This window comes from Mesorhizobium sp. M7A.F.Ca.US.006.04.2.1 (assembly GCF_004022915.1).
Taxonomy (GTDB): Bacteria; Pseudomonadota; Alphaproteobacteria; order Rhizobiales; family Rhizobiaceae; genus Mesorhizobium; species Mesorhizobium ciceri.
Genome location: NZ_RZQA01000195.1, coordinates 1 through 8,324 on the forward strand (window position 1 = coordinate 1; position 8,324 = coordinate 8,324).

Consider the following 8,324-nt stretch of genomic DNA (forward strand, 5'->3'; position numbering starts at 1 on the left):
CCTCGGCAAAGGCCGTGTCGAACATGTGTCGGTAGATACATCCGGGCTCCGTTGCCACGAAGGAGAGCGTGCCAAGGGCAGCCAGGTCATGCCCGGTGCTGCCCTGCCCCGGAGCCGCGACCAGCACCAGCGGTTCGGCTGCTATCGTGCGCCTGGCGAAGTGTTTATCCGACGCGCCCTTCGCGAAATCACGGCGGTCGAAGCAGAACGCGACATCGATGTCGCCATCCTCCAATTGGCGCAGCAGCGCGCCGCTGCCCGCCACCTTCATCCGCACGGTGATGTCGGAATGGCCGGCCTGGAACCCGGGCAGCCAAGGCGCCAGCCTGGCCGACGCGATCGTCTCCAGCGCGCCGATGGTCAGGTGCCCGCTTGTCGAACCTGCCGCTGCCTGCACGGCCGCGCGCGCCTCGCCGTCGAGCCGCAACAAATCCTCGGCGATCGGCTTCAGCGCTAGGCCTGCCGGCGTCAGCTCGAGACCGGACTTCGCGCGCGTGAACAGGGCAGCGCCAAGCTCGGCCTCGAGCGCCAGGATCTGGTCGCTGACGCTCGATTGCGCGAGGTGGACCACTTCTGCGGCGCGTGTGATGTTGCGGCTCCGCGCCACCGCAAGGAAGGTTTTGAGCAGTCTTGGATGCATCGTGTGGCTGACGCGCTATTGCAGCTGCGGCTTCTTCAGAAAACTGCCGCGGTCGGCGGACTTGACGCGCAGCCAGGTTTCGCGGCCGTCGCGCAGCACCCGCATCGGAATCTCGGCACCGGCCGAGCCGCTCTCCCACAGCTTGCGATAGAAATCGGCGAGTCCATCGACCGCGCCGTCGCGGATGTCCGAGATGATGTCGCCCTGGCGCAGGCCAGCCTTGGCCGCCGGACCGCCTTCGGTCACGCTCATCACCACCACTCTGCCATCGCTTTCGGCCGACAGGGCGCCGAGCCATGGACGCGGCGGCTTGGCCACCTGGCCGCGCGTCAGGAGATCGTCGAGTATGGGCGGCAACAGATCGATCGGCACCACCATGTTGATATCGGCGACCTCGCCATTGCGGCTCATCTGCAGGCGCAGCGAACCGATGCCGAGCAGCGAGCCATCGGCGCCGAACAGCCCGGCACCGCCCCAGGACGGGTGCGCCGGCGCAATGAAGATCGCCTCGTCGAGCAGATACTCCCAATAGCCAGCGAATTCCTGCTTGGTGACGATCCTGGCCTGCACCGACTGGCCGATGCCGTCGGCCAGCACCACGGCGTCGCCGATCCTGGCCTTGCCGGCATCGCCCAGCGCCACCGCCGGCAGGCCGAGCGGCGCCAGCGCCTGCACCAGGCCGAAGCCCGATTCCTGGTCATAGGCCAGCGCGTGCGCGGGGATGACGCGGCCGTCATGGCTGGTCAGCCAGACCTCTTCCGCTTCGGTGATGAGATAGCCGATGGTCAGCACCAGCCCGTCATTGCGAATGACGACGCCGCTGCCTTCCCTGAGCGTGCCGAGCGCCCCGGCCGTAAAGGCATCTTCGGGAACAGTGGCCCGCACGGCAACGACCGAGCGCGGATTAGGATTGATGGTCATGCTTTTGTCCTGGGTGGGCTTTGGCGACATCTTCTATACGTATGCCACGCAGGAGAAGGCGCAAGGGTAAGGAAGAGCCCAATTGCCGATGTTGGCACTGCGGGCATCGATAATAGTTCAACGCAAGTTGAACTTACACATCCGCAGCCCTAGTTTATGGCGACCTGCCATCCTTCCCCGACACGAGGCCACGAAATGACCGACTACACACCGCCGAAAGTATGGACCTGGAACAAGCCGAGCGGCGGAGCCTTTGCCAGCATCAACCGGCCGATCGCCGGGCCGACGCATGACAAGGAACTGCCTGTCGGCAAGCATCCGTTGCAGCTCTATTCGCTGGCGACGCCGAACGGCGTCAAGGTCACCGTCATGCTGGAAGAGCTTCTGGCGCGCGGCCACAAGGGTGCCGAATACGATGCCTGGCTGATCCGGATCAACGATGGCGACCAGTTCGGCAGCGGCTTCGTCGAGGTCAATCCAAACTCCAAGATTCCGGCCCTGATGGACCACAGTGGCACCACACCGGTGCGCATCTTCGAATCCGGCTCGATCCTGGTCTATCTCGCCGAAAAGTTCGGCGAATTCCTTCCGACCGAACAGCCGGCCCGCGCCGAGGTGCTGTCCTGGCTGTTCTGGCAGATGGGCTCGGCGCCGTATCTGGGCGGCGGCTTCGGCCACTTTTATGCCTATGCGCCGGAAAAGTTCGAATATGCCATCGATCGCTTCTCGATGGAGGTGAAGCGTCAGATGGACGTGCTCGACCGCCGGTTGGCCGAGACTGAATATCTCGGCGGCAAGGACTATTCCATCGCCGACATGGCGGTGTGGCCCTGGTATGGCGGGCTGGCACTCGGCCGCATGTACAATGATTCCGGCGAGTTCCTGTCGGTGCACGAGTACAAGCATGTGCAGCGTTGGGCGAAGGCCATCGACGCCCGCCCGGCGGTCAAGCGCGGCCGCATGGTCAACCGAGCTTTCGGTGAGCCTGCCATGCAACTGCATGAACGCCACGACGCCAGCGATTTCGAGACCAAGACGCAGGATAGACTGGCCGCCGAATAGGCCATCGCGGGTCGCGGCAAAGGAAACCCGCCCCGACGCGACGTTCGGGGCGGGTTTTTCCCAAGGTCCAGTACTGCGGGTCCCTAGTGCAGCACTTCAACAATCTGGCGGGTCTCCGGATCGACGAGGACCGTCTGGTCGTTGATCACCGCGACGCGGTATTTGACGTCGGGCACCTCACGCAGTTCGACCGTATCCGGCACCGACGAGCCGAGCTTGAGCTCGACGCCCAGAAGGTTCACCGAGGCAAGCGGTTCTCTCTTGATGTATTCGCGAACGACTGTCTCCTGCTCCGGCTGGACGACGACGACGTTTTCCGCCAGCGCCGCACCAATCCCGCCCATCAGGACGACGGCGGTCGCCGCGCTCGTAAGATAAAGTCTCATGGCCATCTCCTAGTGATAACTGAATTCCGCCCTCCATAAAAACTCCACCGCTGCCATGCGGTTCCATCGTAACTTCAGAATTGAAGATATTACGATTGCAGCCTGGATATTGATTGGTTGCTGATCAAACATTCGGCAGACAGCGTTCAAGAGTTTGAGAACTTGCACAGATAGGTACGGATATTTAGAGGAAGAAAATTCAATCTGAGCACCAGTGCGCCAAATCGGCCGCGCATCCGCCTCTTCGTCTGGACGATTTGAAAGGCTCCGGCACGAAAAGGGCTCGCCCCGCCGGGAGCAGAGCGAGCCATAACAGTACCGATGGAGGCGGCAACCTCATCGACACTGCCAGAGAACGCGAAGCATCAGCACTTGTTCCCAACCTGTCGGCCTGAGCACAATGCGGAGCGGTCGCGCATGCGTCCTGTTCCCATGATAACGCTGGGCCGAAATCTCCAGCAGGGATATGCTCAGAAGGCGCCGTCTCAGCGACCAAACACCTTGCCGTCGGTCGTGATCGCGCTGGTGGCGACGTTCCCCGAGTTTGCCCGGGCGAACGCGCTCGAGTGGACGGCCTGGTATGGAAACGCCATTCCTGATCGGTCCCGGTCACCCGGTCTCAAAGCTGGACACCGTCGCGATGCAATGGCGGAAAGGCGTCTACCGGATCCTGGCTCGGCACGATGTCATGTGCGCGCCTGAAGATCAGCCTCACGACGAGCACGAAGTAGCCGACCTGCAGGACAAGCAGCGTCGCTATCGTCCAGGCAAATGCCTCCCAGAAGGAGCCGGTGGTCATATAGGTCCAGACCGCGACGATGACGGCCGTGGCTGACATTCCTACCAGAAACTGTCCAAAATACATGGTTTCCAAAACCGTCGAAACCGCGCCGGTTCCAACCAGTCCCTGCCTCATTTCATTTCCCGCGGACAACATTTCATTATTTTAGCAACTTCGCAAGTAAGGGGTCAGTCGCCGCAAGTTCTCCATTTGCGCGGCAACTTGGCAACTGTGCGGGCCGCGGCCGCGGTGCTGGCGGGGCTGGGCTGACACGCCAGCCGTCGACAATCCAGGAGCACGCCCGATCTTTGCACTTCGGGTCCGGAACAAACGCCGGCACGCCGAGTTTCGCCTCCAGTTCTTCAACGATTGGAGGCCAGCATGGCACCTCGCAACAAACCAAGCGCCGACATCGAAGATGACGCACCGCGGGCGGATGGGCCGACCATCGAGCAGCAGGATTGGGATGCAATCAAGGGCGGCGAGATCCTGCCAGAGTCCGTGCCGGAAAACGGCGACATGCGTTACGGCGTCGAAAAAGACGGCGATCTGCCGGACGAGGACGACGATAACGCGTACCAGGACAGCGACGACGCCCTCCCCGATGATGAGGAAGAAGCCGCAATCACGCACGATCAGACCCGAGAGGGCGGATTCGACGAGACGTGAGCTATTCGTCGCCCGAGACATGACTGCCTGTTGTTGAACTTGCCAAAGCCACATTTTCCATGCCCGGTTCGCGGGCGATTTTGCTTGGCCAGCTAAGTTTCCGCCCAGGCAATATATCAGGTTTACCTAAAGTAACGGAACATCCAAGGGACATTATCGGAACTGAACAAGGCCCCTTGGACCTTTGCGCTCGGCAGATAAGACCTTGGTCCTACAGGAAAAAGCAAAAGCCCAAAGTGACCGATTGAGGCTTCCAACGAGGGAACATCGGGCCTCGCTTGTCGTTTGTCGCAGAACTCGGCACCGCCGGGTGTCTGGAGAACGCCGCGATGTCCCACCGATCCACCATCATCAAGACAGGCTATGGCCCAGGAACGGCGATTGCCGTGCTCATGGTTGGATTGACGGCGGTGGGCATCGTGTTCCTCATTCTCGGCAGTTCGCTTTACTTCAGCGAGCAGCCTACGGATCAACGTGTCTTGTCTTCGCCGCCGGCTCGATCGATACACACGGCCCGATAGCCGAGCGGCAAACTGGACGAGCAACTGCTGGACGATAGCGACGAGCAGGCCGGCGTATGGTGAAGATAGAGGGTTCGCCAGGCGCCGAAGCGGCTTGCGAACCCTCTCGGCGCAGGAAGGGACGTTGCTGCGCCGATCGACGACATGTCAGCCAAGGACTATTCCCATCACCAGAAAGGTAACGGCTGTCGCGAAAATCGGTGCGAGCAACCAGCGCGCTTGGCCAACACTTTTGTCCATCTGTTTCTCCGAATTCCGGGAGACAAACAGCCGTGAACAGAGAGCCGTTCCCGTCGGTAAGACCAATGCGCTCTCGGGCCAGACTTAAGTCGCAGACAGCATCCGACCGAAGCCCAATCTGAGGAACATTTTCAGTTGGCTCAAGTTCAGTTGCCGTCAGCGTTGGACGATGTTGTCATGCTGACTCGCAAGGAGAAACAGTATGAAAATGCACCTAACGGGCGCCGCAGCGGCGCTGTTGCTGTTGGCCGGAGTGGGCGCCGTTGCCGCTCAGGACGTTGTCATCCAGCCTGAACAGGACACGGTCATCCGCGAGTATGTGAAGAAGCAGCCCCTCGCTTCGGTCAAGATTCCCGGCGTGGAACTGAATGTTGGTAGCGCGTTGCCGGACACGGTCGAGCTTCATGAGATCCCCGACGTCAAATACCGCTACGTGGTGGTCGACAACCGCACCGTCCTGGTGGATCCGGGCACCCGCAAGATCGTCAAGGTCTACGACTGAACTTGGAATTGTCCCAAACCCGCCGCCAGCCATGGCGGCGGGTTGCCCATGTCAGTTTCCAATCAGGACGAGTGAAGATGATAAGCAAAGCTGTGACATCCCCTGCTTTGGGCGTTCGCCTGGCCGATCTCCAGGCCCGGATGCGCGATGCGCGGGTGACGGATGCCGAAATGAAAACCTTTCAAAAGGTCGCGGCCATCATGGAAGATCGTCACGGCCGGATCGATGGCGACGACCTGATTGCGGTGTCGTTCCTCGCCGATCCGGTGCAGCACCGGCAAACGCCTTGAACGACATTCCCAATAACCAGCAGGCTTTTTGACTCCCGGACCGGGAAAGCGCGCCGAAAGTCTCAGCCGAATCCGCCCTTTTGCTCCGGCCTATTCCGCTTTCGCGGAAGTTTCGAGCGGCACGCAATGTGCAATGTTGCTAATGCGGCGGTACGAGCCGCCCTGGTTGACGCGGGCGCCCGAGCCATCCCAACAATGCGCCCCCCCGTCCGCGTCGACCACGGCAGGCGCCCGGCGCTGTCTTCCCTCGCGAACTCCTCAAGCCGGCCTGCCTGATAATGCGGCCTGCGGCGACGTTCGGGCTTCAGCCGCCGACAAGCGCCTTTGTGGTCACCAGATTGACGCCGGCCTCGGCGAATTCGCCATTGTGCCTGATGATGACCTGCTCGGCACTCTCGCTGGCATTGTCCAGCGTGCTGTGCGCATCGGACACCACGGCCACGCCGAGCCCTCTGGCGATCGCGCCCTTGACCGTCGCGGCCACGCAAAAATCGGTCTGCGCGCCCAGGAGCACGACAGCACCCGCACCCTGCCCGGCAACCCAGTCGCCGAAGGCAGGATTGCTGAAAGCATCGCGCACGGATTTGGCAAAGGTCGGCTCGTCCGCAGCTTGGCCAAGTGCGGGCCAAACCGGCCAGCCCGGCTGATCCGGTGCCAACGGATCGCCTTCGGGTCCATCATGCCTGACAAATGCGACCTTGCGCCCGCCGCGCCGCGCCCAGTCGATCACCGCTTTGGTGCGCTCGACTATGCCTGGCGCATCATGGATCGGCGGTTCGTGCACGCCGTCGAACATACCGGTCTGGAGATCGATGACGATGAGCGGCGCGTTGTCTGGGAGGCTGGATGCTGGCATGGGCTTTACATAGCACGGCGGACAAGGTGATCAAGATTTGCTCATTCCGACGCGCCGGCAAACAGCACGACGCCGTCACCGCCGTCGGGCGGCCAGTCGCGGGTGGTGCGATCATTGCCGCCGGTCAGCACCGCGGCGGACGCCCGCATAGATCGGGCCGGTCTTGCTGTCGAACAGCGCGATCTGGTGGCCGGTGTCCATGCCCCATAGCCGGGCCGTGCCGTCGAGCGAGCCGGAGGCCAGGCGCTGGCCGCCAGCCGATAGCGCCAGGAGGGCCGCCGTCGGCGCCCGGCTTGGTTGACACATGTCGCGCATCTGCCATGCTCGCCGAGAGTTCAGGAGAGAACACCATGAAGAAGACTTACGCGAAGCCGACCTTCGTCAAGAAGGGCAAGCTTTCCGCCGTCACGGCAAACGCCCCGAGCAGCGTCACGCTTTAATCCGGCGCATCTCTGGCGGATCGCGCCGGCGCTGGAGAGCAAACTCCAGGTGCAATTGGTTTTGGGATGGCCCGAAGCAAAGAATAGGGACCCTGGCCCCTTGTCGCGCATTGTTGGGTTTATTGTTTGTTGCTTTCAGCTCGCATGGTTGACAGATGGCCGCAGTATGGCATCATCAGGCTGGGATTTTAGGAGAGTCTGAAAATGAAGAAGATTTATGTGAAGCCGTCGTTCTTGAAAAAGGGCCGTCTGTCGGCGGTCACAGCGTCGAACGGCGCCTCGATTATCATCGTGCCGGGCTGATCGTAAACGTAACCTGATTGAAGCGGGGCGAAATTCGCTCCGCTTTGGCATGCCCAAATCTCAGCGTGTCAGGACCAAATCGTCCACGACCATTTGCCAATAGTGCTTCGTCGACAGGCGAACACGCGTTACAGCTTTGAGCATCGGGGCATAGTGCAACGGCGTCAGCGCCGACAGCGTGATCTGATCGCTTGCAATCAGCTGCTCGCCAAGCCAGCTTTCGATCAGCGCCACCTCCCCTTCCGACGCCAGCCAGGCGGCGCTCAGCATGACCGAGTGAAAGCCGAACGGCCGTTCGCAGCTGAATTCGGCAGGCAGCCCGCTGCTGGTGTAGAGCACATGGTCACCGGAGACGTTGCCATTGACATAGCCCTGGCTGTCCTTGGTGTAGTCGCGCGCCATCGCATTCAGGTTGCGCCACGCCAATCCGGCATGACCGGCCGGAATTTTCCTGAAGGTGCGCGACGTCACATCGTCGAAACCGATCGTTTCGAGAGCGGCATCGGTGGCAATGCCGGCGCGTTGCGCGGACAGCAGGCCGAGATCCGCCGAGTAGGGCGACAGCGTCAGCCGCCGCTCCAAGCCTTCGCCACTGATGCTGACCGTGTCGGCTTCTTCAGCCAGGTCGAAGCTGAAGACGGCACCCGGCGCCAGTGTCCGCGTCTCCAGGACGTGCCCGTCCCCCGACACGGAGAGGGTCGCGGGTCCATCGC

The 8,324-nt window shown here is 61.8% G+C and carries 12 protein-coding genes and 1 pseudogene; 6 read left to right on the forward strand and 7 right to left on the reverse strand.

All coding sequences use genetic code 11. From position 1 onward, the window contains the following. The coding region (locus tag EN925_RS12940; protein ID WP_164894191.1) for a LysR family transcriptional regulator at nt 1-640 on the reverse strand (640 nt) is incomplete at its 3' end. A 15-nt stretch (nt 641-655) separates the two neighbouring features. Next, a complete protein-coding gene (locus EN925_RS12945; protein WP_013530631.1) occupies nt 656-1,561 on the reverse strand; it encodes a S1C family serine protease in 906 nt (301 codons plus the stop codon). A gap of 195 nt (nt 1,562-1,756) precedes the next feature. Between EN925_RS12945 and yghU the strand changes: the two genes are divergently transcribed. Beyond that, nucleotides 1,757-2,623, forward strand: a complete 867-nt coding sequence (gene yghU / locus EN925_RS12950; protein ID WP_013530630.1) for a glutathione-dependent disulfide-bond oxidoreductase — start codon at nt 1,757-1,759, stop codon at nt 2,621-2,623. An 83-nt stretch (nt 2,624-2,706) separates the two neighbouring features. Here yghU and EN925_RS12955 read toward each other — a convergent pair whose 3' ends face one another. Continuing rightward, nucleotides 2,707-3,009 (reverse strand): DUF1236 domain-containing protein, encoded by a 303-nt coding sequence (locus tag EN925_RS12955; protein WP_013530629.1) that lies wholly within the window; start codon nt 3,007-3,009, stop codon nt 2,707-2,709. 619 nt (nt 3,010-3,628) lie between these two features. Continuing rightward, on the reverse strand, nt 3,629-3,925 hold the full coding sequence (locus tag EN925_RS12960; protein WP_245460934.1) for an exopolysaccharide production repressor protein: 297 nt from the start codon (nt 3,923-3,925) through the stop codon (nt 3,629-3,631). 246 nt (nt 3,926-4,171) lie between these two features. Here EN925_RS12960 and EN925_RS12965 point away from each other — a divergent pair, with 246 nt between their 5' ends. From EN925_RS12965 to EN925_RS12980, 3 genes are all read left to right on the forward strand, one after another. Next, nucleotides 4,172-4,459 (forward strand): hypothetical protein, encoded by a 288-nt coding sequence (locus tag EN925_RS12965; protein ID WP_063173741.1) that lies wholly within the window; start codon nt 4,172-4,174, stop codon nt 4,457-4,459. A 963-nt stretch (nt 4,460-5,422) separates the two neighbouring features. Continuing rightward, nucleotides 5,423-5,722 carry a DUF1236 domain-containing protein gene (locus EN925_RS12975; protein ID WP_013530625.1) on the forward strand — a complete coding sequence of 100 codons (300 nt, stop codon included), beginning with the start codon at nt 5,423-5,425 and terminating at the stop codon, nt 5,720-5,722. A gap of 107 nt (nt 5,723-5,829) precedes the next feature. Continuing rightward, nucleotides 5,830-6,012: a hypothetical protein gene (locus tag EN925_RS12980; RefSeq protein WP_318014171.1), complete on the forward strand. Its 183-nt coding sequence runs from the start codon at nt 5,830-5,832 to the stop codon at nt 6,010-6,012. 304 nt (nt 6,013-6,316) lie between these two features. Here EN925_RS12980 and EN925_RS12985 read toward each other — a convergent pair whose 3' ends face one another. Together EN925_RS12985 and EN925_RS12990 are read right to left on the reverse strand one after the other, a co-directional pair. Continuing rightward, complete coding sequence (locus EN925_RS12985; RefSeq protein WP_127368643.1) at nt 6,317-6,868, reverse strand: isochorismatase family protein; 552 nt, start codon at nt 6,866-6,868, stop codon at nt 6,317-6,319. Between the two features lie 111 nt (nt 6,869-6,979). Beyond that, nucleotides 6,980-7,183: a hypothetical protein gene (locus EN925_RS12990; RefSeq protein ID WP_063168627.1), complete on the reverse strand. Its 204-nt coding sequence runs from the start codon at nt 7,181-7,183 to the stop codon at nt 6,980-6,982. Nucleotides 7,184-7,218: 35 nt separating this feature from the next. Between EN925_RS12990 and EN925_RS12995 the strand changes: the two genes are divergently transcribed. Both EN925_RS12995 and EN925_RS13000 read left to right on the forward strand, forming a co-directional pair. Continuing rightward, on the forward strand, nt 7,219-7,308 hold the full coding sequence (locus tag EN925_RS12995) for a hypothetical protein (protein ID WP_081714185.1): 90 nt from the start codon (nt 7,219-7,221) through the stop codon (nt 7,306-7,308). 204 nt (nt 7,309-7,512) lie between these two features. Then, a complete protein-coding gene (locus EN925_RS13000; RefSeq protein ID WP_013530621.1) occupies nt 7,513-7,611 on the forward strand; it encodes a hypothetical protein in 99 nt (32 codons plus the stop codon). A 60-nt stretch (nt 7,612-7,671) separates the two neighbouring features. Here EN925_RS13000 and EN925_RS13005 read toward each other — a convergent pair. After that, nucleotides 7,672-8,324: pseudogene (locus EN925_RS13005) on the reverse strand (hypothetical protein); the annotation flags it as partial.

Excerpts from the sequence above, each read along its gene's own strand:
- EN925_RS13000 (WP_013530621.1), top strand. The coding sequence starts at position 7,513 with ATGAAGAAGATTTATGTGAAGCCGTCGTTCTTGAAAAAGGGCCGTCTG.
- EN925_RS12965 (WP_063173741.1), top strand. The coding sequence starts at position 4,172 with ATGGCACCTCGCAACAAACCAAGCGCCGACATCGAAGATGACGCACCG.
- EN925_RS12955 (WP_013530629.1), bottom strand. The coding sequence starts at position 3,009 with ATGAGACTTTATCTTACGAGCGCGGCGACCGCCGTCGTCCTGATGGGC.
- EN925_RS12990 (WP_063168627.1), bottom strand. The coding sequence starts at position 7,183 with ATGCGCGACATGTGTCAACCAAGCCGGGCGCCGACGGCGGCCCTCCTG.
- yghU (WP_013530630.1), top strand. The coding sequence starts at position 1,757 with ATGACCGACTACACACCGCCGAAAGTATGGACCTGGAACAAGCCGAGC.
- EN925_RS12960 (WP_245460934.1), bottom strand. The coding sequence starts at position 3,925 with ATGAGGCAGGGACTGGTTGGAACCGGCGCGGTTTCGACGGTTTTGGAA.
- EN925_RS12975 (WP_013530625.1), top strand. The coding sequence starts at position 5,423 with ATGAAAATGCACCTAACGGGCGCCGCAGCGGCGCTGTTGCTGTTGGCC.
- EN925_RS12945 (WP_013530631.1), bottom strand. The coding sequence starts at position 1,561 with ATGACCATCAATCCTAATCCGCGCTCGGTCGTTGCCGTGCGGGCCACT.
- EN925_RS12985 (WP_127368643.1), bottom strand. The coding sequence starts at position 6,868 with ATGCCAGCATCCAGCCTCCCAGACAACGCGCCGCTCATCGTCATCGAT.
- EN925_RS12995 (WP_081714185.1), top strand. The coding sequence starts at position 7,219 with ATGAAGAAGACTTACGCGAAGCCGACCTTCGTCAAGAAGGGCAAGCTT.